Origin of the sequence: Pseudomonas sp. yb_5, assembly GCF_043103865.1 — a bacterium.
GTDB lineage: Bacteria > Pseudomonadota > Gammaproteobacteria > Pseudomonadales > Pseudomonadaceae > Aquipseudomonas > Aquipseudomonas putida_Y.
The window spans coordinates 1-24,016 of sequence record NZ_JBICKE010000048.1 but is presented as its reverse complement, the minus strand read 5'-3'; the positions used below and the strand labels follow the sequence as shown (position 1 = coordinate 24,016).

Here is a 24,016-nt window from a genome sequence, read left to right as displayed (position 1 = left end):
ACGATAGGGCCCTCACAGGTATAGCCTGTATACTTGCCAGCTGTCCCAGTCTTCGAGGTACCGCCATGCCATCTGCCATTTCCACTGACGTGCTGATCGTCGGCGCCGGGGTCGCAGGCCTCTGGCTCAATGCCCGCCTGCGCCGCCTGGGCTACTCGACAGTGCTGGTGGAGCGCGCCAGCCTTGGCGGCGAGCAGACCATCAAGTCGCAGGGCATCATCCACGGCGGCACCAAATACGCCCTGCACGGCGCCCTGACCGGCGCCTCGGAAGCCATCGCCGACATGCCGCGCCGCTGGCGCGAAGCCTTGGCCGGCAACGGCGAACTCGACCTCGGGCGTACCCGCCTGCTCTCCGATGCCCACTACCTGTGGTCGCCGGGCACCTTGGCCGGCAACCTCACAAGCTTCTTCGCCAGCAAAGCCGTGCGCGGTCGGGTCGACCAGGTCAAGGGTGACCAGTTGCCACCGGCACTGCAGGACCGCGCGTTCAAGGGCAAGGTGTACCGCCTGGCGGAACTGGTGGTCGATGTCCCGAGCCTGCTGGCCAACCTGGCCGAGCTGGCCGGCGAGTCCTTGCTGGCAGGTGAACGCATCGAACCCTTGCGTGAAGCTGATGCGTTGGTCGGCCTGCGTGTGGACGACCGGGAAATCCGTGCCCAGCGCATCGTGTTGAGCGCCGGAGCCGGCACCGAAGGCTTGCTGCAGGCGCTGGGCCTGGATCAGCCGGCCATGCAAACCCGCCCGCTGCACATGGTCATGGCCAAGGGCCCGAACCTCAAACCTTTGTACGCCCACTGCCTCGGCGGCGGGCCCAAGCCGCGGGTAACGGTGACCACCCATCCGGCAGCCGATGGCCAGTGGGTCTGGTACCTCGGTGGGGACCTGGCCGAAGCCGATGGCGTGGCGCGCGAGCCTGCAGCGCAGATTGCTGCAGCGCAGAAGGAAATCGCCAGCCTGCTGCCATGGGTCGACCAGAGCCTGGTGCGCTGGGCCACACTGCGCGTCGACCGCGCTGAGCCGGCACAATCTGGCCTGGTACGCCCGGACAACGCCTTCCTTGCCGACCAGCAGCGTCTGCTGGTGGGCTGGCCGACCAAGCTGGCACTGGCACCGGACTTCAGCGACCGGGTGATCAGCCACCTGGAGCGCGACGGCATTCGTCCACAAGCACAGGCCGACCTGACCGACCTGCCACGCCCTCCGCTGGGCGTACCGGCCTGGGAGCAACTGCTGCCATGAGCCTGCCAACCCTGCACGAATTCCATCGCCCGCTGGGCAGCACCGGCCTCAAGGTCTCGCCACTGGGCCTCGGCACGGTCAAGCTGGGCCGCGATCAGGGCGTGAAGTACCCCACGGGCTTCACGATCCCCGGCGATGAAGACGCCCGCCTGTTACTGGCCCAGGCCCGCGAGCTTGGCATCAACCTGATCGACACCGCCCCGGCCTATGGCCACAGCGAAGAACGCCTGGGCCCGCTGCTGCGCGGCCAACGTGATGAATGGGTAATCGTCAGCAAGGTCGGTGAAGAGTTCGAGGAGGGCCTGTCGCATTTTGACTTCAGCGCCGCCCACACCCGCCGCTCGGTGGAGCGCAGCCTGCGCCGGCTCGAAACCGACCGCATCGAACTGGTGCTGGTGCATTCCGATGGCAACGACCTGGCCATCCTCGAACAGCAGGAGGTTTACCAGACCTTGGCCGAACTCAAGCAGGAGGGCAAGATCCTCGGTTTCGGGCTGTCCGGCAAGACCGTCGCCGGCGGCCTGAAGGCGCTGGAGCAAGGCGACTGCGCCATGGTCACCTACAACCTAAATGAACAGGCAGAACGCCCGGTGCTGGACTACGCTGCCGAACACGGCAAGGCCATCCTGGTAAAGAAGGCCTTGGCGAGCGGGCACATCTGTCTGGCCCCGGGCGTCGACCCGGTGCAGGCCAGCTTCGAGCTGCTGTTCGCCCACCCGGGCGTCAGCAGTGCTATTGTCGGCACCATCAACCCGCTGCACCTGGCCCACAACGTGGCCACCGTCGCCCGCATCCTGGGCCAGCATTGAGTTACCTCAGGCCTCCGACTCAGGGCCTGGAGACGGACCCGACGCAAGGAGGAGCCTCGTGGCGCGAACGCTGATCCGCAAGAACCCGAGCAACTTCAAGACACTGCCACTGCATGTCGAGGCCACGCCCGAAGGCTTGATCTACCAAAGCATCGGCATGCCGCTGAACTTTGCCCAGACCCAGCAACGGCGCAAGGCCATCCAGTTACCCGACGCGCAACATTTCGTGGTCGAACTGGCCAACCTGGGCGTGTCAGTGCGCCTCACGCTGCATTGGCAGAACCGCGATTACTGGGTACTGGTGCGCCAGCGCCGCCAAGACCGTGGCGATGTGGTGCTGAAACTGATTTCCGGTTATGTACCGGCACAGGAGCTGAACCTGCCGCTGCACACGGCTGTACAGGAAGTGGCCGAGGAGTGTCTGCTGGAAACCCCGGAAGGTTGGCTGGGCGGGCGCTTCAACGACACCTGGCTGCCCGTACCCTACGCCGCCGCCCTGCACTACCGCGAAACACCCCACTTCGTGCTGGCACCTCAGTCCGGTGCCGCACGCCCGGTGCATTGCGGCAAGCTGATGCTACTGGAGCGCCCACGGGCCTATGTGCACCTGCCCACCGCTTCGCTACAGCTGATCTATGACATGCGCCTGCAAGTGCCCCGGGACGCCAAGAAACTCAGCTTGTTCCACGTTGACGAGCGGCTGGAGGGCGACCAACTGGTGGCGCGACTCAACCGCAAACGGCCCGACCTGTACCTGATGCCATTGAAGGACGGCCAGCCACTGGCAGAGCTGTACACGCTGAAAAAGGATGAACTGGTGCCGGCGAGTACGCGTGGGCTGTACCTGGCAGAAAGTTTTGCCCGGCAGGAAGGCTGGGTGGTGGCAGATGAACGGGTACGCTGGAAGGATTGGGTGAAGCAGCAGGGTTTGGTGGAAAGCAAGCCCGCACGGGCGTCGCACTTGCAACGGTTTGGCGACAAGGCGCGAGCGCTGCTGGAGCGGGCGCGGACCTCGCTGAACAAGTGACGTCCCGGGAACTTACACCTGCTTGCTGGAGCGGGTAACCCCGCCCCTGCAGAGGGCCGCCGCAGCGGCCCCAAGGTCAGATCAATTCTTGCGAATTTTCTCGACAATCGCCGTGGTCGAGCTGTTCTCGACCAGCCCCAGCACCTTCACGGTGCCGCCATAACCCTTGACGATATCAGCGCCCACCACCTGGTCGATGCCATAGTCGCCACCCTTCACCAGCACATCCGGCTTGACCTGGCTCAGCAGGTTTTCCGGGGTGCCTTCCGGGAAACTGATCACCCAGTCCACCGCGCCCAGACCGGCCAGCACGGCCATACGCCGGTCAACGCTGTTGATCGGCCGGCCCGGCCCCTTCAGGCGGCTTACCGAGGCATCGTCGTTTACCGCAACGATCAGGCGATCACCCTGGGCACGCGCCTGCTCCAGGTAGGTGACATGCCCGGCATGCAGGATGTCGAAGCAGCCATTGGTAAAGACGATCTTCTCGTTGTGCGCCCGCGCGTCATCAATGGCCAGCAGCAGTTGCTCAAGGCCGAGCACGCCGCGCTCGGAGCCTTCCTCACGCTGGATGGCCCGGCGCAGTTCAGGGGCGCTGATGGCAGCCGTACCCAGCTTGCCGACCACGATGCCCGCCGCCAGATTGGCCAGGGCCACCGCATGGGGCAGGTCCTCACCCGCAGCAATGGCCGCGGCAAGGGTGGAAATAACAGTATCGCCGGCACCGGTCACATCGAACACTTCGCGTGCCCGCGCTGGCAGGTGCAACGCCGGCTGACCAACACGCAACAGGGTCATGCCATGCTCACCGCGGGTGACCAGCAAGGCGCCCAGATCCAGGTCCTGCAGCAACTGCAAGCCCTTGGCGACCAGCTCGGCCTCATCGACGCAACGGCCAACGATGGTCTCAAACTCGCTGAGGTTCGGGGTAATCAGGCTGGCGCCACGGTAGATGGAAAAGTCCTTGCCCTTGGGGTCGGCCAGCACCGGAATACGCTTGGCGCGCGCCGCCTGGATCAGGTCTTGGTGATTCTTCAATGCACCTTTGCCGTAGTCGGACAGCACCAGCACCTTGACGCCTTCGAGCAGGCCATCGACCTCCGCGCCCAGCGACAGCGGGTCGGTGGCGAACGGCTCTTCGAAATCGATACGCAGCAGTTGCTGGTGACGGCTCATGACCCGCAGCTTGACGATAGTCGGCTGGTGCGCGATGCGCTGGAATACCGAACGGACACCGGCAGCCTGCAGACTGTTGGCCAGGCTGTCGGCAGCTTCATCCTGGCCGGTAACACCGATCAGCGAAGCCGGCGCGCCCAGCGCAGCAATGTTCAAGGCAACGTTGGCCGCACCGCCGGGGCGATCCTCGATCTGATCGACCTTGACCACCGGGACTGGCGCTTCGGGCGAAATACGCGAAGTACCGCCATGCCAGTAGCGGTCGAGCATGACATCGCCGACCACCAGTACCGGGGCTTGATCGAAACGCGGCATGGACAACTTCATGGGCAACCCATATGGAAATAATGAACAGGGGCAGGATATTAGCACAGGGTAGTCAATGGCTTTATGGCCAGATCATCCCTGGAAAATTCCCGTGACAATCGGGGCCATGACGGCCCCGATCAAGGAGGGTTCAGGTGATATCGGCCTTGGCCGGCTCATCCAGCCCCATGGCATGCAGGCGGGCATAATGGCCATTAGCCGCAAGCAGCTCGGCGTGAGTACCGCGCTCGACCAGGCGGCCCTGGTCCATGACCAGGATCTGGTCGGCCTTCTCGATGGTCGACAGGCGATGAGCAATCACCAACGTGGTACGGCCTTGCATCACATGGTCCAGAGCGGCCTGGATATGCCGCTCGGACTCGGTATCCAACGCCGAAGTGGCTTCGTCGAGGATCAGCAACGGCGCGTTTTTAAGCAGCGCACGGGCAATAGCCAGGCGCTGGCGCTGGCCACCAGAAAGCAGTACACCGTTCTCACCCACTTCAGTATCGAAGCCCTTTGGCAGCCGGTCGACGAATTCCTTGGCATAGGCATCGGCCGCGGCGGCCTCGATGTCTGCGCGCGGCGCGCCAGCCAGGTCACCATAGGCGATGTTGTTGGCCACGGTGTCGTTGAACAGGGTGACATGCTGGGTGACCTGCGAAACATGGCGGCGCAGGTTGCGCAGGCGATAGTTCTCGATCTCCACGCCATCGAGCAGGATCTGCCCCTTGTCGTGGTGATAGAAACGCGGGATCAGGGCCGCCAGGGTAGACTTGCCACTGCCAGAGCGGCCGACCAGGGCGATCATCTGCCCGGGCTCGGCGACAAAACTGATGTCGCTCAGCACTTCACGCTCGGTACCCGGGTAAGTGAAGCTCAGGTTACGCACTTCCAGGCGCCCTTCCACGCGTTCCTTCTCGACAGTACCGGTGTCCACTTCGGGTGCTTCGTCCAGTTGCTCGAAGATGCTCTCGGCACCTGCCAGGCCCTTCTGGATGGTCGAGCTGACTTCCGACAACTGGCGAATAGGCTTGGGCAGCAGGCCGGCAGCGGTGATATAAGCCACCAGGTCACCGGCAGTAGAATCCCCGCGCAGGAACAGTACCAGGAACATCAGCGCAGCCATGGCGCTATAGATCACCAGCTGAAGCATCGGTGTGTACAGCGCGCCGGTCTTGGTCATGCGCAGTTGCTTGTCGGTGTTGCTCTGGCTGGCCTGGTCGAATCGCCGCTCCTCATAAGCCTCGCCACCGAAGCTACGGACCACGCGGTACCCCTGGATGGTTTCCGAGGCAACGTGGGTGACGTCGCCCATGGCTACCTGGATCTTCTTGCTCTGCTTGCGGAATTTCTTGCTGGCGATGCTGACCATTACCGCGATCACCGGCAGGATGGCGACCATCACCAAGGTCAGGTGCCAGTTCATCCAGAGCAGATAGGCAAACAGGAACACCACGGTCAGGCCTTCGCGGATCACTACCTTGATGGCGTCGGTAGCGGCGCCGGTGACCATGGTCACATTGAAGGTAATGCGCGAAATCAGGTGCCCGGAGTTGTGGTTGTCGAAGTAGCGGTTGGGCAACACCAGCAGCTTGTTGAACAAAGCCACCCGCAGGTCATGCACCAGGCTCAGAGAGACCTTCGCCAGGAAGTAGTTGCCGAGGAACGAGCCCAGGCCCTGCCACGCAGCGATCAGGATGATCAGCAGCGGCACCGCCTGCAGCAATTGCAGGTCACGCAGGTAGGGGACGTTGGGGAACAATACCGCTTCGGGGTTGCTCAGCCCATCGACGAAGTACTTGAGAATGCCGGCCAGCATTGGCTGGGTCGAGGCAAAGATCACGAAACCGACAATGCTCAGCAGGAAAATGCCGACATAGGGTTTCACATAGCTCAACAGCCGGAAGTAGATCTTCAGGCTGGAGGTGTGCTCCGCTGGTCGCGGTGTTTCGGCCATTATCGAGCTCGCTGTTCAGGTTGAACCGGCAATTTTACCACAGGCGTCATTTTCGGCACGCCCCCATGGCAGCAACATGGCAAGGCCCACCGGCAGCCAGCTGATGAACCATTCGGCACGTGGCGTACCGGTGAGGCTGGCGGCATCGAACTGCATGGCCAGGGTCGAGTACACCCAGAAGCCCAGCAGAACCTTGCCCAGCAGGGTACCGCGTGCGCGCACGATTTCGCCCAGCGTGAACAGCCATACCATTACCCACAGCAACATGCCGGGCAAGCCCACTTCAACGGCAACATGGGTGAACATGTTGTGGGTGTGATCGAAGTGCATGCCGACGGCGCTCACTTTGTAATCAGCCCCCAGGCCAAGACCAGCCCAAGGGTGCGCGGCAATCATCTCGACCACGGCATGGAAAATTTCCGGCCGGAAGGACGAGCCCCGCTGGGCGATAAGGTCGTACACGGCCAAAAAGGCCAGGCCGGTGGCAAGCAGCGCCAGAACAGAAAACACCCGGCTGTGGCGGTCACGGAACCACAGCGGCGCCATCACCACGGTAATCACCAGTGCCAGAATAGCGCCACGGCTCTGGCTAAGTATGGCGAAAGCCCCCAGGCAAGCCAGTGCCGCCAGCCATAACAACTGCAAGCCACGTTGCCGAGGTGGCTCGTAGAGCATCAAGAGTACGGCCGAACCAATGACATACGCCCCCAGGATAGGGTGGGATATCTCGCCGATACCCGCCAGCCTGACCAGCAGCGGCGTACGCTGCAACCCATAGAAATTGATGATGGAGAGCAACGCAGCGATGGCGAGCAGCACGCTACCAAGCTGCAATAGCTGACGAATGCGGGCCTGGCCAAACTGGGCCAACAGCGGAAACGCCAGCAGGAACACCAGAATGTAGAGCAAGCGTTTGAGCTCGCGTCCGGGTTCCTCGGCGGGCGACCATGCCAGGCTCAGGCCGCTCCAGGCCAGCAGGAGCAGCACACTCCCCCACAGCGCCGGTTGGCGCCTCCAGGCTTGCACCAGCACTCCTCGGGCTGACCAGGCCAATACCAGCGTTGGCAGCCACAAGAACAACACCAGACCTTGCTGATAAACCTTGTTGCTGGGTGCCAGGGCAATCGCCGCCAGGAACCAGACCAGGCCCAAACCTAACCAGGCCTGTGCCCAGTTTTTTTGATACAACATCCTTTCCCCCGATGAATCAAAAACACCATCCATGGTGCTACAGCATTATTTTCGGCATTATTGCCGGTCATTTTGCTCGCCAGACGACAAGGCTCTATTCATGCAATGCTCCCGGCTCACCCAGGTCGACTTCGATCAGCTGACACTCGGCGCACAGGTGCTTGAGGCAGACAGCCATGGCGCCAAAGTCTACCTGCTCACAGATGGAAATTTCCTCAAGGTTTTTCGTAGGAAGCGGCTGATTTCGTCTGCACTGCTACGTCCTTACTCGCAGCGCTTCGTCGATAACGCCGCGCGCCTGGCGCAACTGGGCATCCCCACCCTCGAAGTGATCAGCCAGCACAAGCTCGACCTGCCAGGCCGCACTGCGGTGCTGTATCGCCCACTACCAGGACGGACGCTGCTGCAGATGTCGCGCGATGACGGCTTCAGCTGGGACATTTACCTGCCACGCCTGATCGAACTGATCCGTCAGTTGCACCGCAGCGGCGTTTACTTCCGTTCGCTGCACCTGGGCAATGTGGTGGTCACCCCCGACCAGCATCTGGGCTTGATCGACGTGGCCGACATGCGCTTTCTGCGCCCGCCACTGTCGGCCCGCATGATTCGACGCAATGTGCAGCACATGGTGCGCTATATCGAGCGGGAGAACCTGGGCGATCGGTTCCCCCTAGCCGCCTTCGAGTCAGCCTTGCTGACACGCTGAGCGTCAACTGCGCAACAGGCTCTGCGAGCCGTTGCAGAACGCCTGCCAGGCCTGCTCCGGTGCCAGTGCCTGGCGCTGCTTCGCGGCTATCATCGATGCACTGAGCGCCGTACAGCGCTCGATCGCCTCAGCCCAGGCGCTTTCGTCGGCAACCGGCAGGTAGCCACCGGTGTCGCGCAGCTGTTCGCGGAACACCTCCAGGTCGCTGCACACCACCGGTACATCGGCCATCACCGCCTCTTGCACCACCAGCCCCAGACCCTCGGAACGCGAAGGCACCAATAGCCAGTCGAATGCCCGATACAGCTGCTGCAGGTCTTCGCGGTGACCGCGCAGATGAACACGCTCAGCCAGGCCCAGCGCGTTGATACGCTGCTGCAGCATGGCATGCTGCGGCCCCTCGCCAATGATCGCCAACTGCAAGCCCGGCTGCCGTGCACTGGCCTTGGCGAATGCTCCAATCAGCATTTCGAAGCCTTTACTCTCTACCAACCGCCCTACCGCACCCAGCATCACTCCAGCACCCTGAGGCAACCGCAGCGCCTGCCTGGCCTGGTCCCGGCTCAACAAAGGCTCGACGAATGCAAGCGGGTCAAGCGCCATGCGCAGCGTTTGCACCGGCCTGCCCAGGTCACACGCCAGCGACTCGGCCAAGGTCTGTGATACCGCTGCAATACTCAGACGCTCAGACGGAAACATCTGCAACAAGCGGATATCGCTGGCATGCAGACGCGTCTTGCCATGGAACAGTACCTTTGCACGCACGTGCGGAATGCGCTGTAACAACGGCAGCACCAACCGGGCGACACCAATACCATCGAGCAGCACGATTTCTGCCCCGGCCTCGGCCAGTGCCTTGCGCAAGCGCATGCGCAGCCACGGGCGCAGCAAGCGCCACAAGTGCCGCCCTTTGAGCGCACGTGACGGCATATGCCATTCCCGGGTCGAACCGAGCCCACAACAGAGCCCGCTTCCCAGCAACAGCCAGTTACTGATCCGGGCATCGGCACCCGCGTTCGACAAGACCTGCCGATGCACCTTGTGGATGGACATGTACGGCGTTCCACCCGCCCACATCATATTGACGATGTTCATGGGCCCTCTCCCGCTCAAGTCAGGTGGGACAGCGACTTCATTGAACAAAAATGGTGATTCCCATGCCGATCAAGGCACCCGCTAACAGCGTCAATGCCAGCTTCATCCGATCACGTTGACGACGCTTGGCCTTACGCTCCACCTCAATGGGCAAGGTCACGTGATTGCCAAAACCAGTGTGCAATACTGCATCACCCTCCAAGGTGACCGCTGTCAGATTTAACTCAGCGTAGCGACGGGAAAGCGCCTTTTCTCCAGCATAGGCGGCAAATGGCGCACAGCGCTGGTAATCGCTCAATCGGCGCAGCCCTGGGTTGAGCGAAAACGCCTGCCACTCGGCCTTGTCGGACAGCAGCGGATAACACGGCACCCCGGCGATCACCTGGCGATCGCCCAAGTGGATGTACGGGCTGTGGATAGCCAAGTCGTGGGCATGGCTGCGCAGCCACACTTGCAGCAGGTTGGGGCTGACATCCAGGATGGCCTGCGAGTCTTCGACAAAGCCTTGCCGGTAGAATTGCCAGTCGTCTTCGCAGTGAAAAATGTACGGTGTCTTGACGTGGCTGTAGGCCAGGTCGATAGACGGCAACTGGCCAAGTTTGGGCCGATTGACGAAAACCTTGCAATGCGGCTTCCAGTGTCCCGGTACAGCGGCATGCACAGCATCGTCGCCAGAGTCTTCGGTGATGAATACCTCGCGAATGGGCGCGGTGTTGTAGCGATCGAAACTCTCAAGGGTGTCTTTGAGCAGATCGAACCGCCCACAACTGGTCACGACGAGCGTGACATCACTCTCATTTGAAAAGCGCACCGGATTCCCTCCGCATTACGACTATCGGCCTTCAACGACCCGCTCCTGGGCGTGAAAGCTCTTGTTTAGATGCCCAGCTTCAGACGCAGCCGCTGCCATGCAGACAATGGCGGATGGGGCCTGAGCGCCGGGCGCATGTGGTCGACGATGCTACGTCCAACTGCGCCGAAACTAAAACGGGAAACCGCCAGATGGCGGCCATTTTCTGCAATCTGCCGGGCTAGCTCGGGGTCCGCGCGCAAACGACGGAGCTTCTCCTGAAGGGTCGGGATGTTGTCATAGAACACCACGTTGTGCATGTCTTGCAGGCCCAGCGCACGGTTCTCTTCCTCGCCCTGGTCGTATGCCAGCAACACACAGCCACAGGCCATGGCTTCGAAGTTCTTGATCATGTATTCGCCCATCCCGACATCGGCACTGACGAAGAAACGAATACGGTTGAGCGTGTTGCAGTAGTCCTCGCCCGACTTGGTGCGGGTTACCAACAGGTTCTCGACCTGCCCCAACTCGTCCAGCAGTGCCTTGCGGCCGCTATAGGCCACACTGTTGACGCTGCCGACAAAGGCCAGTTCGATATCACGTTCACGCCCTTGGTCGGTCAGCAACTGCTCGTCGTAGCCCTTGGGCACGAACACCGCGTCAAAACCTTCCTGGCGCAGGCGCTCGCTGACCATGTAGCCGGAGCTGATCACCCGCGCCCATGGCAACTGGCGGTAATGAGCACTGAACTTGCCGGTGTACTTGCACGGGATGTAGTTCTGGTAGGCGTCGTGCTCGAGAATCACCAGGTTCGGCACAGTGCGGATAAAGGCCACCTGACGGATCTCCTGCTTGAAACGCAGGAAGAACACGATGCGGTCATAGCGCTCGACTTGCACCTCACGCTTGAAGTAACGGCGCAAGTTGCGCTGATCCTGGCTGGTCAGCCAGCGCAGGTCGCACTCGCAGTTGGCCGCGACGCCATCGTACAGGCGGTCAAGAATGGCCCGCTGTTCCTTCTGCACCAGAAATAGGACTTTCATTGCTTTCCTTGGGCGCTCTGCGCCTTCGCGGTCAACCATGGGGTGTGCTTACAGCTCACGCCGCCAGAACAGTTCGTGTCGGCGCACGGCCTTGCGGAAGAATTCGTTCTCCCCATAAGGCGATGGCTGTCGCCCGGCAAGCCAGCGTTGCAGCACGCGGCGCAGGCGGCGCTTGAACGGTGCCGGCGGCTGCAGGTCGTGCATCATGCCCAAGGCCATGGCCTTGTCGCGCTGGGTCGCGCAATCCAGCACCAGGCTGCAGGGTGCCCAGGCCTGGGCAGCGCTCAATTGCGGCGGCAAGGCCACGCCATCGCCACTGTCGCCCATCGGCCAGCGGTCGTTATCGTGCAGGTGGTTCGCGTAACACAGCAAGGTTTTTGGCTGCCAGGCCATACCTTGCAAGGCTTCCAGCACTGCCGCCTGAGCGCAGATATGGTCCGGGTGGGGGTCTAGCTGCGGGTGGGGCATCACCAGCACCTCTGGCCTGGCCAGCTCCAGCAAGGCTCGCAGGTCGGCCAGCAGGTTGTGCCAGGTGGGTGCGCCATCACGGTCGCCCGGTAACGGGAACGGGTTGAACTGGCGGAACACGCGGATATCGGCCAGGTCGGCTTCACGTGAGGCCGCCGGCTGGTCGGGTGCGGCCTGCATGGCAGGCAGCTGCAGGCAGAAGTAACCCAGCTGTATGCAACGCGACTCCGGCACACCGGCCCAACGCGGCACGACGATGCTGTCCCAGGCACGCAGGCGCCCCTTCAGGCGCGCGGCCTCGGCCTTTGCCAAGCCCATCTGCTGATAGTGCTCGGCCTCTATCTCACCGGCGGTCAGAGTCACCACCCAGCTTTCATCCGCCTGGCTGTACAAACCATACGCGGCCAATTCGGCGTCGTCGGCATGTGGCGCGATCACCATCACCCGACGCCGCTGCAACTCGACCGAAGGGGTTATCCACAGGCGCAACTGCCCCTGCAGCCGGCAATTCCGGCCGCGCAGTCGCAACGTACCGGCCTGCAGTGGTGCAGCAAGACCGGTCACGTTAAGGAAGCGCACGCCATCGACGCCACGCTCGAACGTTTGCCGATCGGTCTGCTCACCGGCCAGCAGCTCGACCCGAGGGTCGAGAAAGCGCCCCAACCAGCTGCTTTTGAGCCGCAGTTCAAGCACCAGCGTTTCGTCACCTTGCAACGTGCACTCGGCCTTGAGCCAGCCATCGAGCAGGCTGGCAGGAACCTGCTGCGCCTGATCGCCGAAGTCGTATGCGTAGTCCTCGCCCGGCGCATAGAACAGATGGTCGGCAAACCAGGCCTCATGCGCAGCCCAGAGCAGCGGCAACAGCAGCAGTGGCAGCCACCACCAACTGAATACCCCGAGGGCGACCAGCGCAACCAGGCCCGCCAGCAGCCCCAGGCGTTTGTTGCGCCGGTGGCGCTTGAGCAACTGCTGCTTGCGGCTCACGCTTGATACACCGGCACAGGGTTACACCAGCGGTCCTTGTACTCACGGTCAGCACGGCCGAACGAAAACCGCAGCGGCTTGTTGCGCGCCCGGGCGTCTTCCCAGGCGGCCTGGGTATTGAGGAAGCTCAGCACGCTGCCTGGGCTGAAGGCCTTGGTTTCAGGGTCGACGCCGCCATTGATGTACTCGACGCTGATCCACTCCGGCGCTTCGACCCGGTACACCAGCTGGATGGCAATCGACTTACCGTCCAGCAGCAACACCGAGCCGATCAGCAGCTCACGCAGGCGCTCCAGCACATCGGCCATACGCTCGGCACCGGTGGCAGGGAAGCCCCAGCGGCGCAGGAACAGGTCGCAGTACATGCTGGCGATTTCCTGAGCACTGAAGTCGCTGATCGGGCGCACCACACCACCCGCCTCTTCCAGCAGGCGCAGTTCACGGCGCTGGTTGTAGCGGAACTTCTTCGACAGGTCTTCAGGCGCCCGGGCCATGGCCAACTGCTCCTTCTGCGCCTTGAGACCGCTGAAGCGGCCTTGGTTCAGCTCGGACAGGTAACGCACGGTATGGCGCAACGGCGCAGCGGCATCAGACGCCGCCGGCAGAATGATCTCGGCATTACCGAGGTCGAACAGGGCTTTCTTGCCAGCACGCTTCAGCACGTCCTTGGACAGCGCCAGGTGACGCCCCCAGGCCGGGATCGCGGCTTTCAGCTCGCCAGCCTGGTGCCAGCCCAGATAGCGCACCGGGATCTGCGCCAGATCCGCCAGTTGCTCGACCACCAGCGGATGGGTGGCGACACTGCCGCCAAAGCGCGCCCATGCCTCGGCATAAGCCTTGGCATCAATAGCTTGCCAACCGCGTTCGCGGAAGGCCTGGATACGATTGAGCATCAGGCCTGCCCCACCAACGCGCGCACCTGCGGGAGGTGCCAGAAGGCCTCGCGCACCGCCTGGTCAGAGAAACGCTCACGCAGGCGCTGCAGCATGTGGCTGGCACAGGCCTGGCGCTGCTCAGCCTCCAGTACGGCCATGTGCTTCAGGCCTTGGGCCAGCTGCGCGGCATCGCCCAGCGGGAACAGAACGCCAACGCCCTCGACCACTTCGCGGGCACCGCCACAGGCCGTGGCCAGCACCGGCACACCGGCAACCATCGCTTCGAGCAGGACCATGCCGAACGGTTCGTGATCGGAACTCAAAGCGAACACGTCGAACGCCTGGAAGTAACGGCGCGCATCCGGTACCTGGCCAAGAAAGTCGACTTGCCCGGCAATGCCAAGCTCGGCGGCCAACGCCTTGAGGCTGGCCTCCAGACGCCCCTTGCCGAGGATCGCCAGGCGGGCGCCGGCAGGCAGCCCCGGCAGTGCCTGGGCAAAACCGCGCAACAGGGTAGCCTGGTCCTTGTCCGGGTGCAGGCGCCCAACATTGCCGACGATCCACGCCTGAGGATCCAGGCCCAGGGCCTGGCGTGCATCAGCGCGCGGCACCAGCGCTGCTTGCAGGGCGTCGATGTCGATGCGGTTGTACAGGGTCTGGATGCGCTCGGCCGGCCACTGCGGCAAGCAACGGCGCATATCGTCACGTACCGCGTCCGAAACCCCCAACAGGCTCAGACGCTTGCTGAACAGGTTCGCGAACAGGCGGCGGCCTTTGCGCTGGTAGTCGCCAAAGGCATGGTGCACACCAATCACCGGCAGGCCGGTCCCCAGCAGGGCAACGTAGATCGGCTTGAAGCGATGGGCGATGCAGAAGGCGAAATTGCGCTCGGCCGCAATGCGCCGCAATGCGCGGATGGCGCCAAGTTTCAGGCCACGCACGGCCTTGGAACTGAACTCAAGGAACAGCACCTCGTCCGACGCACAGCCAGCCGCTACCTGCGCGTCGGCGGCGCCGGTGAGGAACACCGTGGTGACCTGATACCCACGCCCTTGAAACAGGCTGGCGTACTGACGGGCGCAGTCCAGGAACGGCCCGTCATAGCCATGGCAGAACTGCAGGATGCGCGGTTCAGAGCGGCTGGTCATACGGGGCCGCGCCGTCCTTTACAACCAGGATGTCTTCCATGATCAGGTACTGCAGGTCCGAGCCGAAGAACATGTTCAACGCATCGGTCGGCGAGCAGATCATCGGTTCACCACGACGGTTCAGCGAGGTGTTCAGCGACACGCCGTTGCCAGTCAGGTCTTCCAGTGCCTTCATCATGTCGTAGTAGCGCGGGTTGTACTCGCGCTTGAGCACCTGGGCACGCGAAGTGCCGTCCTCATGTACCACTTCCGGCACGCGGGTCTTCCACTCTTCAGCCACTTCGAAGGTGAAGGTCATGAACGGCGCGGGATGGTCGACCTTGATCATCTGTGGGGCGACAGTGTCGAGCATCGACGGGCAGAAAGGTCTCCAGCGTTCGCGGAACTTGATCTGGTGGTTGATGCGGTCAGCCACGCCTTCCACGCTCGGGCAACCGATGATCGAGCGGCCACCCAGGGCACGCGGCCCGAACTCCATGCGGCCCTGGAACCAGGCTACCGGGTTGCCATCGACCATGATCTGGGCGATTTGCTGCGGCATGTTCTCGAGTTTGCGCCACTTTGGCTGGTTCGGGTGACGGGCGCAGGCAGCGATCACGTCTTCGTTGGAGTACGACGGGCCGAGGTAGACGTGCTCCATCTTCTCGACCGGAACGCCACGGGCGTGAGAAACATAGGCAGCGGCGCCAACGGCAGTCCCGGCGTCGCCGGAGGCCGGCTGGACGAACAGTTCCTTTACGTCCGGACGGGCGATGATCTTCTGGTTGAGCTTGACGTTCAGCGCGCAGCCGCCGGCGAAGGCCAGCTTGCCGGTTTCACGCAGGGTGTCACCCAGATAATGGTCGATCATCTGCAACGCCAGCTTCTCGAACAGCGCCTGCATGCTGGCGGCGTAATGGATGTACGGCTCGTCGGCGATGTCGCCTTCGCGCTTGGGGCCCAGCCATTCGATCAGCTTCGGCGAGAAGTAGAAGCCCTTGCCCTTCTCTTTATAGCGGCGCAGGCCGATAACGTTGGCGTACTCGGTGTTGATGACCAGCTCGCCGTTTTCGAAGCTGGCCAGACGCGAGAAATCATACTTGCTGGCGTCGCCATACGGCGCCATGCCCATGACCTTGAACTCGCCATCGAGCATTTCGAAGCCAAGGAACTCGGTGATAGCACCGTACAGGCCACCCAGCGAGTCCGGGTCGAAGAATTCCTTGATCTTGTGGATCTTGCCGTTTTCGCCGTAGCCAAAGAAGGTAGTGGCGTACTCGCCCTTGCCGTCGATGCCCAGGATTGCGGTTTTTTCCTTGAAGCCCGAGCAGTGATAAGCACTGGAAGCGTGGGCCAGGTGGTGCTCGACGGGCTCGATCTTGACCTTTTTCGGGTCAAAGCCCAGTTGTTCCAGGCACCAGACGATCTTCTTGCGATAGCGCTTGTAGCGACGGTTGCCCATCAGGATGGCATCGAGTGCACGATCCGGGGCGTACCAATAGCGCTTGGCATAGTGCCACCGCGCCTTGCCGAACAGGCTGATCGGGGCGAACGGAATGGCTACCACGTCGACGTCGGACGGCTTGATGCCTGCCTGTTCCAGGCAGAACTTCGCCGACTCGTAGGGCATGCGGTTCTTCGCATGCTTGTCACGCACGAAGCGCTCTTCTTCGGCGGCGGCAATCAGCTTGCCGTCAATGTACAGGGCCGCGGAAGGGTCATGGCTAAGGGCGCCGGACAGGCCAAGAATCGTCAATGCCAAGGGATTAGCCTCTTCATTCGGTAAAAATGCGCCATCGGCCGCTTGGGCGGATGGCGGCTAAAGGGCGGGATTATAACGCAAACATCGGGGGCACACCGCCCCCTTGTAGGAGCGGGTTCACCCGCGAAGCAGGCAACGCGGTGGATGGCACCGGCGTAGCCGGTGTTCGCGGGAAAACCCGCGCCTACAGGTTTACTCGGCGATCAGCCAGTCCATGCGGTAACTACCGGCAGTCTGTGCCAACTCTTTGGCCAGCCATGGCAACAGCTCCTTGAGCTCATCCTCCAGCCCCCACGGCGGGTTGGCGATGGCCAGGCCAGAGCCGTTCAGCCCCTGAGGGCTGTCCTGGTGATGCACATACAGCTCAACCCGCAACAGTTTCGGCGCGCCGGTGCTGGTCAGGTCCTGGTAATAGCGGGCCAGCGAACGCTGGTCCTTGATCGGGTACCAGATGGCCACAACCGTCTGGCGCATGCGGCCAATCGCCTCTTTCATGGCAGTGGTGCAGCGCTTGAGCTCATCGGCCTGCTCGAACGGCGGGTCGATCAGCATGATCGCGCGCTTTTCCTGCACCGGCAGCAAGGCCCGCGGCACATGCCAGCCTTCACCCAGGTGCACGGTCACGCGCGGGTCTTTTTTCATGTTTTCTTTGAGGAGCGGCCCGTCTTCGGGGTGTTTCTCGTTGAGCAGGGCGCGGTCCTGCTGGCGCATCAGGCGACGAGCCAGTTCGGGCGAACCCGGGTAGTAGCGCAGCTCGCCATCGGCGTTCAGGCGCTTGATGATGCGCAGGTAGTCGTCGGCCATGGCCGGCAGGTCATCGCGATTCCACAGGCGGGCTACGCCTTCCAGGTATTCGCCGGTACGGCTTGCCTGGTCACCCTGCAGGTCGTACAGGCCGAGCCCTGCGTGGGTATCGATATAGGCGAACGGCTGCTCCTTGCGCGACATCAGGGCAATGAGGCGGGTCAGCACAATGTGCTTGAGGACGTCGGCGTGGTTGCCGGCGTGGAAGGCGTGACGATAGTTCATGGCAACTCCTGCGGGGGTGGCAAGTTTACCTTGCCTTGCAGGCGGAGTCAGGCCTGGCTGCTGATTGGCGGCACCCGCAAAGCAGGCGCCGCCAATTCAACGGGTGTTACTTGTCGGCGTGATACGCCGCATCAGCAGCTTCGAAGCGCTTGACCATCGCCTGCGAAGGGCTGCCCAGCTTGCTCACCAGAACAATGGCGATGCTGGCGAACAGGAAGCCTGGGATGATCTCGTACAGCCCGAGGGTGTCGAAGTTCTTCCACAGGATCACCGTCAGCGCACCCACCACGATACCGGCCAGCGCACCGTTACGGGTCATGCCTTTCCACAGCACCGAGATCAGCACCACCGGACCGAAGGCAGCACCGAAGCCAGCCCAGGCATAGGCCACCAGACCCAGTACGCGGTTTTCCGGATTGGCAGCCATGGCGATGGCGATCAGGGCCACGGCCAGCACCATCAGACGGCCGACCCACACCAGCTCGACCTGCGAAGCATTCTTGCGCAGGAAGGCCTTGTAGAAGTCTTCGGTCAAGGCACTGGAGCACACCAGCAACTGGCAGCTCAGGGTACTCATGACCGCAGCCAGGATAGCCGACAGCAGGACACCTGCGATCCATGGGTTGAACAGGATCTTGGCCAGCTCGATGAACACACGTTCGTGGTTCTCGCTTACCGGGCCTGCCAGCTCAGGATGGGCCGAGAAGTAGGCGATACCGAAGAAGCCTACAGCGCAGGTACCCGCCAGGCACAGGATCATCCAGGTCATGGAAATGCGGCGCGCCTTGGCGATCGACTTCACCGAATCAGCGGCCATGAAGCGCGCCAGGATATGCGGCTGGCCGAAGTAACCCAGGCCCCAGCCCATCAGCGAGATGATGCCGATGAAGGTAGCGCCCTTGAGCAGGTCGAAGTGTGCCGGGTTCACCGCCTCGATAGCGGCGAAGGTCTGGTCGAAGCCACCGGTGGCGATCAGCACGAACACCGGGGTGAGGATGAGCGCGAAGATCATCAGCGTGGCCTGCACGGTATCGGTCCAGCTCACAGCCAGGAAACCACCGATGAATGTGTAGGCGATGGTCGCCGCTGCACCCGCCCACAGCGCGGTTTCGTACGACATGCCGAAGGTGCTCTCGAACAGACGGGCACCGGCAACGATGCCGGAGGCGCAATAGATGGTGAAGAAGACCAGGATCACGATGGCGGAAATGATGCGCAGCAGGCCACTATTGTCTTCGAAACGGCTGGAGAAATAGTCCGGCAGGGTCAGCGCGTCACCGTTGTGCTCGGTCTGCACACGCAGCCGGCCGGCCACGAACAGCCAGTTCAGGTAGGCACCAACCGTCAGGCCGACGGCGATCCAGACCTCGGACAGGCCCGCGAAGTAGATGGCACCAGGCAGGCCCATCAGCAGCCAGCCACTCATGTCGGAGGCACCGGCAGACAGCGCGGTGACCACGCTACCCAGGCTGCGACCGCCCAGAATGTAATCGGAAAGGTTCTTGGTGGCGCGATAGGCGGCGAAGCCGATCAGCACCATTGCTGCGATGTAGATCACGAAGGTGATCGTTAGTGGATTGCCCATGCGTGTGCCCTGGCGTTTGTTTTTATCATGCACAACCGCAACGATGGCGGTTGCACCCAGGCGGCGAATGCTATGCAACAACGCAAAGAAGGTGCAACCATTTTTCTTTTGCAAGTTGCACCTGCCCGTGCATTTTCCGACAAAGCCCATTTTTTGCTCCTTTTGGGAGTAAAAAACCGGTTTTTCAGAATAAATCGCACCGATAACGCCCCTTTTCAGGGTGAGGGAATGGCTATCGGACGAGTTGCACCTTCTACGAGAAAAATTCAGGTTGCACCTAGTTGCACCCGAATTGTCCTACAGCTACTCTTGATGCCAGCTTAGGCCACAACCGTGGCAATAACGAGGATAAGAAATGGCGACTACCACCCTTGGGGTCAAACTCGACGACCCGACCCGTGAGCGACTCAAAGCAGCTGCGCAGTCCATCGACCGCACGCCTCACTGGTTGATCAAGCAAGCGATCTTCAATTACCTGGAGAAGCTCGAGGGTGGTGCCACCCTGACCGAACTCAACGGTCAGGCCAGCAACCCGGCCGACGATGCCGGTGAAGTCCAGGCCGACCACAGCCACCAGTGCTTCCTCGAATTTGCCGAGAGCATCTTGCCGCAGTCGGTACTGCGCTCGGCGATCACCGCTGCCTACCGCCGCCCCGAGCAGGAAGTGGTGCCAATGCTGCTGGAGCAGGCGCGCCTGAGCGCGCCGCTGGCCGAAGCCACCAACAAGCTGGCCGCAAGCATTGCCGAAAAACTGCGCAATCAGAAAAGCGCCGGCGGCCGTGCCGGTGTCGTCCAGGGCCTGCTGCAGGAGTTCTCCCTTTCGTCTCAGGAAGGCGTGGCGCTGATGTGCCTGGCCGAAGCCCTGCTGCGTATCCCCGACAAAGGCACCCGCGATGCGCTGATCCGCGACAAGATCAGTACCGGCAACTGGCAGCCACACCTGGGCAACAGCCCATCGCTGTTCGTCAACGCCGCCACCTGGGGGCTGCTGCTGACCGGCAAGCTGGTCAGCACCCACAACGAAACCGGCCTCACCTCCTCGCTCACTCGCATCATCGGCAAGAGCGGCGAACCGATGATCCGCAAGGGCGTCGACATGGCCATGCGCCTGATGGGTGAGCAGTTCGTCACCGGCGAGACCATTGCCGAAGCACTGGCCAACGCCAGCCGCTTCGAGTCCAAAGGCTTCCGCTACTCCTACGACATGCTCGGCGAAGCCGCACTGACCGAGCAGGACGCGCAGAAGTACCTGGCGTCCTACGAGCAGGCCATTCACTCGATTGGCAAGGCCTCGCATGGCCGTGGCATCTACGAAGGCCCAGGCATCTCGATCAAGCTGTCGGCACTGCACCCGCGCTACAGCCGCGCCCAGTACGAGCGCGTGATGGAAGAGCTGTACCCGCGCCTGCTGTCGCTGACGCTGCTGGCCAAGCAGTACGACATCGGCCTGAACATCGACGCCGAAGAAGCCGACCGCCTGGAGCTTTCGCTGGACCTGCTCGAGCGCCTGTGCTTCGAGCCATCCCTGGCTGGCTGGAACGGCATCGGTTTCGTTATCCAGGCCTACCAGAAGCGCTGCCCGTACGTGATCGACTATGTCATCGATCTGGCCAAGCGCAGCCGCCACCGCCTGATGATCCGCCTGGTAAAAGGCGCCTACTGGGACAGCGAGGTCAAGCGTGCCCAGGTCGAAGGCCTGGAAGGCTACCCGGTCTATACCCGCAAGGTGTACACCGACGTGTCCTACGTGGCCTGCGCCCGCAAGTTGCTGGCCGTGCCAGAAGCCATCTACCCGCAGTTCGCCACCCACAACGCTCACACCCTGTCGGCCATTTACCACATTGCCGGGCAGAACTACTACCCGGGTCAATACGAGTTCCAGTGCCTGCACGGCATGGGCGAGCCGCTGTACGAGCAAGTGGTTGGCAAGATTGCCGATGGCAAGCTGAACCGCCCGTGCCGCGTGTACGCACCGGTCGGCACCCATGAAACGCTGCTGGCCTACCTGGTGCGCCGTTTGCTGGAAAACGGCGCCAACACCTCGTTCGTCAACCGCATCGCCGACCACTCGATCTCCATCCAGGAACTGGTCGCCGACCCGGTGGTCAGCATCGAGCGCATGGGTACTCAGGAAGGCAGTATCGGCCTGCCACACCCGCGTATCCCGCTGCCGCGCGATCTGTATGGCACTGAACGGGCCAACTCGGCCGGCATCGACATGGCCAACGAACACCGCCTGGCATCGCTGTCCTGCGCCATGCTGGCCACCGCTCACAACGACTGGAAGGCTGCCCCGCTGCTGGCCTGCACCGCCAGCGAGAGCGCTGCCGCACCGGTACTGAACCCGGCGGACCACCGCGATGTGGTGGGCCACGTGCAAGAAGCCACCGTTGTTGACGTGGACAACGCCATCCAGTGCGCACTGAACGCCGCGCCGATCTGGCAGGCCACTCCGCCAGCCGAGCGCGCTGCCATTCTGGAACGCACCGCCGACCTGATGGAGGCAGAAATCCAGCCGCTGATGGGGCTGCTCATCCGCGAGGCCGGCAAGACTTTCGCCAACGCCATCGCCGAAGTGCGTGAAGCCGTGGACTTCCTGCGCTACTACGCGGTGCAGGCACGTAACGACTTCAGCAACGACGCCCACCGCCCACTGGGTCCGGTGGTGTGCATCAGCCCATGGAACTTCCCGCTGGCGATCTTCACCGGCCAGGTGGCCGCAGCCCTGGCTGCCGGCAACCCGGTATTGGCCAAGCCTGCCGAGCAAACCCCGCTGATCGCCGCCCAGGCCGTGCGCCTGCTGCTGGAAGCGGGCATCCCCGAAGGTGTGTTGCAGCTGCTGCCAGGCCGCGGTGAAACCGTCGGTGCCGGCCTGGTCGGAGACGAGCGCGTCAAAGGCGTGATGTTCACCGGTTCCACCGAAGTAGCCCGCCTGCTGCAGCGCAACGTCGCTGGCCGTCTGGACAACCAGGGCCGCCCGATCCCGCTGATCGCCGAAACCGGCGGCCAGAACGCGATGATCGTCGACTCCTCGGCACTGACCGAACAGGTCGTGATCGACGTGGTGTCCTCGGCCTTCGACAGTGCCGGCCAGCGTTGCTCGGCCCTGCGCGTGCTGTGCCTGCAGGAAGACTCCGCCGACCGCGTGATCGAAATGCTCAAGGGCGCCATGGCTGAAAGCCGCCTGGGCTGCCCGGACCGCCTGGCCGTGGACATCGGCCCGGTGATCGACGCCGAAGCCAAGGCCGGCATCGAGAAGCACATTCAGGGCATGCGCGAGAAAGGCCGCTCGGTCTACCAAGTCGCCATTGCCGATGCTGCCGAGATCAAGCGCGGCACCTTCGTCATGCCAACCCTGATCGAGCTGGACAGCTTCGACGAGCTGAAGCGCGAAATTTTCGGCCCCGTACTGCACGTTGTGCGCTACAACCGCCGCAATCTGGACCAACTGATCGAGCAGATCAACAACTCCGGCTACGGCCTGACCTTGGGCGTGCACACCCGCATCGACGAGACCATTGCCAAAGTGGTGGAAACCGCCAATGCCGGCAACATGTACGTCAACCGCAACATTGTGGGTGCAGTGGTGGGCGTGCAGCCGTTCGGTGGTGAAGGCCTGTCCGGCACCGGCCCGAAAGCCGGCGGCCCGCTGTACCTGTACCGCCTGCTGTCGACCCGCCCGGCCGACGCCATTGGCCGCCACTTCCAGCAGCAGGACGGCGAAGGCACGCCGGACCGCACCCTGCACGAACAGCTGGTAAAGCCGCTGCACGGCCTGAAGGCTTGGGCCGAGAACAACCAGCTGGCCGACCTGGCCGCGCTGTGCAGCCAGTTCGCCAGCCAGTCGCAGAGCGGCATCGCCCGCCTGCTGCCAGGCCCGACCGGCGAGCGCAACAGCTACACCATCCTGCCGCGTGAGCACGTACTGTGCCTGGCCGACAACGAAACCGACCTGCTGGCGCAGTTCGCCGCAGTCCTGGCCGTTGGCAGCTCGGCGGTGTGGGTTGACGGTGAACCGGGCAAGGCCCTGCGCGCCCGCCTGCCGCGTGAGCTGCAGGCCAAGGTGAAGCTGGTCGCGGACTGGAACAAGGATGAAGTGGCGTTCGACGCCGTGATCCACCATGGCGACTCGGACCAGCTGCGCGGCGTATGCCAGCAGGTAGCCAAGCGTGCCGGGGCGATCGTTGGGGTGCACGGGCTGTCCAGCGGTGATCACCAGATTGCGCTGGAACGCCTGGTCATCGAGCGCGCGGTGAGTGTGAACACTGCAGCGGCAGGCGGTAACGCCAGCCTGATGACCATTGGCTAATGGCTGAGGGTTGTTGAAAAAAAGGAGAGCCTCGGCTCTCCTTTTTTTATGGGTGCCTGTCCCGAAGCAGGGGCTGGACACAGGCCGTCGTAGGAGCGGGTTTACCCGCGAAAGGGCCGGGGCTGCTGGCCAATCTCCCCGGCCATTCAACGTCGCAGCCGTCACCGTATTCGCGGGTAAACCCGCTCCTACACCGGATCGGTGGCGAACACAGGTCGGAGGCTGGAAACAGGCCGTCGTAGGAGCGGGTTCACCCGCGAAAGGGCCGGGGCTGCTGGCCAATCTCCACCCGCCGTTCACCGTTGCCGCCGCTACCGTATTCGCGGGTAAACCCGCTCCTACACCGGATCGGTGGCGAACACAGGTCGGGGGCTGGAAACAGGTCGTCGTAGGAGCGGGTTTACCCGCGAAAGGGCCGGGGCTGCTGGCCAATCTCCACCTGCCGCTCACCGTTGCCACCACCACCGTATTCGCGGGTAAACCCGCTCCTACACCGGATCGGTGGCGGACACAGGTCGGGGGCTGGAAACAGG

At 62.8% G+C, this 24,016-nt stretch carries 18 protein-coding genes; 6 read left to right on the top strand and 12 right to left on the bottom strand.

Annotated elements, in window-relative coordinates:
* Positions 1-65: 65 nt before the first annotated feature.
* The 3 genes from ACF8GF_RS06010 to ACF8GF_RS06000 are packed head-to-tail and all read left to right on the top strand — an operon-like array spanning position 66 to position 3,077.
* Complete coding sequence (locus ACF8GF_RS06010; protein WP_176683115.1) at positions 66-1,241, top strand: FAD-binding oxidoreductase; 1,176 nt, start codon at positions 66-68, stop codon at positions 1,239-1,241.
* The gene (locus ACF8GF_RS06005) at positions 1,238-2,050 is read left to right on the top strand and encodes an aldo/keto reductase (protein WP_084850260.1); all 813 of its coding nucleotides are present in this window, start codon (positions 1,238-1,240) and stop codon (positions 2,048-2,050) included. The genes ACF8GF_RS06010 and ACF8GF_RS06005 overlap by 4 nt, the downstream gene beginning before the upstream one ends.
* 58 nt (positions 2,051-2,108) lie before the next feature.
* A complete protein-coding gene (locus ACF8GF_RS06000; protein WP_209969682.1) occupies positions 2,109-3,077 on the top strand; it encodes a metal ABC transporter ATPase in 969 nt (322 codons plus the stop codon).
* Positions 3,078-3,158: 81 nt separating this feature from the next.
* On the opposite strand, the gene hldE is transcribed toward ACF8GF_RS06000, so the two are convergent.
* From hldE to ACF8GF_RS05985, 3 genes are all read right to left on the bottom strand, one after another.
* Positions 3,159-4,580: a bifunctional D-glycero-beta-D-manno-heptose-7-phosphate kinase/D-glycero-beta-D-manno-heptose 1-phosphate adenylyltransferase HldE gene (gene hldE / locus ACF8GF_RS05995; protein WP_021783834.1), complete on the bottom strand. Its 1,422-nt coding sequence runs from the start codon at positions 4,578-4,580 to the stop codon at positions 3,159-3,161.
* A 130-nt stretch (positions 4,581-4,710) separates the two neighbouring features.
* Positions 4,711-6,519 (bottom strand): lipid A export permease/ATP-binding protein MsbA, encoded by a 1,809-nt coding sequence (msbA, locus tag ACF8GF_RS05990; RefSeq protein WP_084850259.1) that lies wholly within the window; start codon positions 6,517-6,519, stop codon positions 4,711-4,713.
* Positions 6,520-6,534: 15 nt separating this feature from the next.
* Positions 6,535-7,710 carry an O-antigen ligase gene (locus ACF8GF_RS05985; RefSeq protein ID WP_176683112.1) on the bottom strand — a complete coding sequence of 392 codons (1,176 nt, stop codon included), beginning with the start codon at positions 7,708-7,710 and terminating at the stop codon, positions 6,535-6,537.
* A gap of 100 nt (positions 7,711-7,810) precedes the next feature.
* On the opposite strand from ACF8GF_RS05985, the gene ACF8GF_RS05980 reads away from it, so the two are divergent.
* The gene (locus ACF8GF_RS05980) at positions 7,811-8,416 is read left to right on the top strand and encodes a toluene tolerance protein (RefSeq protein ID WP_176683111.1); all 606 of its coding nucleotides are present in this window, start codon (positions 7,811-7,813) and stop codon (positions 8,414-8,416) included.
* A gap of 3 nt (positions 8,417-8,419) precedes the next feature.
* Here ACF8GF_RS05980 and ACF8GF_RS05975 read toward each other — a convergent pair whose 3' ends face one another.
* From ACF8GF_RS05975 to putP, 9 genes are all read right to left on the bottom strand, one after another.
* Positions 8,420-9,511 carry a glycosyltransferase gene (locus ACF8GF_RS05975; protein WP_176683110.1) on the bottom strand — a complete coding sequence of 364 codons (1,092 nt, stop codon included), beginning with the start codon at positions 9,509-9,511 and terminating at the stop codon, positions 8,420-8,422.
* A gap of 37 nt (positions 9,512-9,548) precedes the next feature.
* On the bottom strand, positions 9,549-10,322 hold the full coding sequence (locus ACF8GF_RS05970; protein WP_176683109.1) for a glycosyltransferase family 2 protein: 774 nt from the start codon (positions 10,320-10,322) through the stop codon (positions 9,549-9,551).
* A gap of 65 nt (positions 10,323-10,387) precedes the next feature.
* Positions 10,388-11,344: a glycosyltransferase gene (locus tag ACF8GF_RS05965; RefSeq protein WP_176683108.1), complete on the bottom strand. Its 957-nt coding sequence runs from the start codon at positions 11,342-11,344 to the stop codon at positions 10,388-10,390.
* Between the two features lie 48 nt (positions 11,345-11,392).
* A complete protein-coding gene (locus ACF8GF_RS05960) occupies positions 11,393-12,796 on the bottom strand; it encodes a PIG-L deacetylase family protein (RefSeq protein ID WP_392488222.1) in 1,404 nt (467 codons plus the stop codon).
* Positions 12,793-13,689, bottom strand: a complete 897-nt coding sequence (locus tag ACF8GF_RS05955; protein ID WP_176683106.1) for an antimicrobial resistance protein Mig-14 — start codon at positions 13,687-13,689, stop codon at positions 12,793-12,795. The genes ACF8GF_RS05960 and ACF8GF_RS05955 overlap by 4 nt, the downstream gene beginning before the upstream one ends.
* On the bottom strand, positions 13,689-14,819 hold the full coding sequence (locus ACF8GF_RS05950) for a glycosyltransferase (protein WP_209969666.1): 1,131 nt from the start codon (positions 14,817-14,819) through the stop codon (positions 13,689-13,691). Before ACF8GF_RS05950 ends, ACF8GF_RS05955 begins: the two co-directional genes overlap by 1 nt.
* Complete coding sequence (locus tag ACF8GF_RS05945) at positions 14,803-16,560, bottom strand: carbamoyltransferase (RefSeq protein ID WP_003249431.1); 1,758 nt, start codon at positions 16,558-16,560, stop codon at positions 14,803-14,805. Before ACF8GF_RS05945 ends, ACF8GF_RS05950 begins: the two co-directional genes overlap by 17 nt.
* A 192-nt stretch (positions 16,561-16,752) precedes the next feature.
* The gene (locus ACF8GF_RS05940; protein ID WP_176683104.1) at positions 16,753-17,589 is read right to left on the bottom strand and encodes a 23S rRNA (adenine(2030)-N(6))-methyltransferase RlmJ; all 837 of its coding nucleotides are present in this window, start codon (positions 17,587-17,589) and stop codon (positions 16,753-16,755) included.
* 106 nt (positions 17,590-17,695) lie between these two features.
* Positions 17,696-19,174 carry a sodium/proline symporter PutP gene (gene putP, locus ACF8GF_RS05935; protein WP_176683103.1) on the bottom strand — a complete coding sequence of 493 codons (1,479 nt, stop codon included), beginning with the start codon at positions 19,172-19,174 and terminating at the stop codon, positions 17,696-17,698.
* Positions 19,175-19,201: 27 nt separating this feature from the next.
* On the opposite strand from putP, the gene ACF8GF_RS05930 reads away from it, so the two are divergent.
* Together ACF8GF_RS05930 and putA are read left to right on the top strand one after the other, a co-directional pair.
* The gene (locus tag ACF8GF_RS05930; protein ID WP_176686030.1) at positions 19,202-19,498 is read left to right on the top strand and encodes a hypothetical protein; all 297 of its coding nucleotides are present in this window, start codon (positions 19,202-19,204) and stop codon (positions 19,496-19,498) included.
* Positions 19,499-19,529: 31 nt separating this feature from the next.
* On the top strand, positions 19,530-23,483 hold the full coding sequence (gene putA, locus ACF8GF_RS05925; RefSeq protein ID WP_392488221.1) for a trifunctional transcriptional regulator/proline dehydrogenase/L-glutamate gamma-semialdehyde dehydrogenase: 3,954 nt from the start codon (positions 19,530-19,532) through the stop codon (positions 23,481-23,483).
* Positions 23,484-24,016 lie beyond the last annotated feature (533 nt).

Coding starts and splice junctions, on each gene's coding strand:
- ACF8GF_RS05985 (WP_176683112.1), bottom strand. CDS start 7,710: ATGTTGTATCAAAAAAACTGGGCACAGGCCTGGTTAGGTTTGGGCCTG.
- ACF8GF_RS05950 (WP_209969666.1), bottom strand. CDS start 14,819: ATGACCAGCCGCTCTGAACCGCGCATCCTGCAGTTCTGCCATGGCTAT.
- putA (WP_392488221.1), top strand. CDS start 19,530: ATGGCGACTACCACCCTTGGGGTCAAACTCGACGACCCGACCCGTGAG.
- hldE (WP_021783834.1), bottom strand. CDS start 4,580: ATGAAGTTGTCCATGCCGCGTTTCGATCAAGCCCCGGTACTGGTGGTC.
- ACF8GF_RS05965 (WP_176683108.1), bottom strand. CDS start 11,344: ATGAAAGTCCTATTTCTGGTGCAGAAGGAACAGCGGGCCATTCTTGAC.
- ACF8GF_RS05980 (WP_176683111.1), top strand. CDS start 7,811: ATGCAATGCTCCCGGCTCACCCAGGTCGACTTCGATCAGCTGACACTC.
- ACF8GF_RS05930 (WP_176686030.1), top strand. CDS start 19,202: ATGCACAACCGCAACGATGGCGGTTGCACCCAGGCGGCGAATGCTATG.
- ACF8GF_RS06010 (WP_176683115.1), top strand. CDS start 66: ATGCCATCTGCCATTTCCACTGACGTGCTGATCGTCGGCGCCGGGGTC.
- ACF8GF_RS05955 (WP_176683106.1), bottom strand. CDS start 13,689: ATGCTCAATCGTATCCAGGCCTTCCGCGAACGCGGTTGGCAAGCTATT.
- ACF8GF_RS06005 (WP_084850260.1), top strand. CDS start 1,238: ATGAGCCTGCCAACCCTGCACGAATTCCATCGCCCGCTGGGCAGCACC.
- ACF8GF_RS05940 (WP_176683104.1), bottom strand. CDS start 17,589: ATGAACTATCGTCACGCCTTCCACGCCGGCAACCACGCCGACGTCCTC.
- putP (WP_176683103.1), bottom strand. CDS start 19,174: ATGGGCAATCCACTAACGATCACCTTCGTGATCTACATCGCAGCAATG.
- ACF8GF_RS05975 (WP_176683110.1), bottom strand. CDS start 9,511: ATGAACATCGTCAATATGATGTGGGCGGGTGGAACGCCGTACATGTCC.
- msbA (WP_084850259.1), bottom strand. CDS start 6,519: ATGGCCGAAACACCGCGACCAGCGGAGCACACCTCCAGCCTGAAGATC.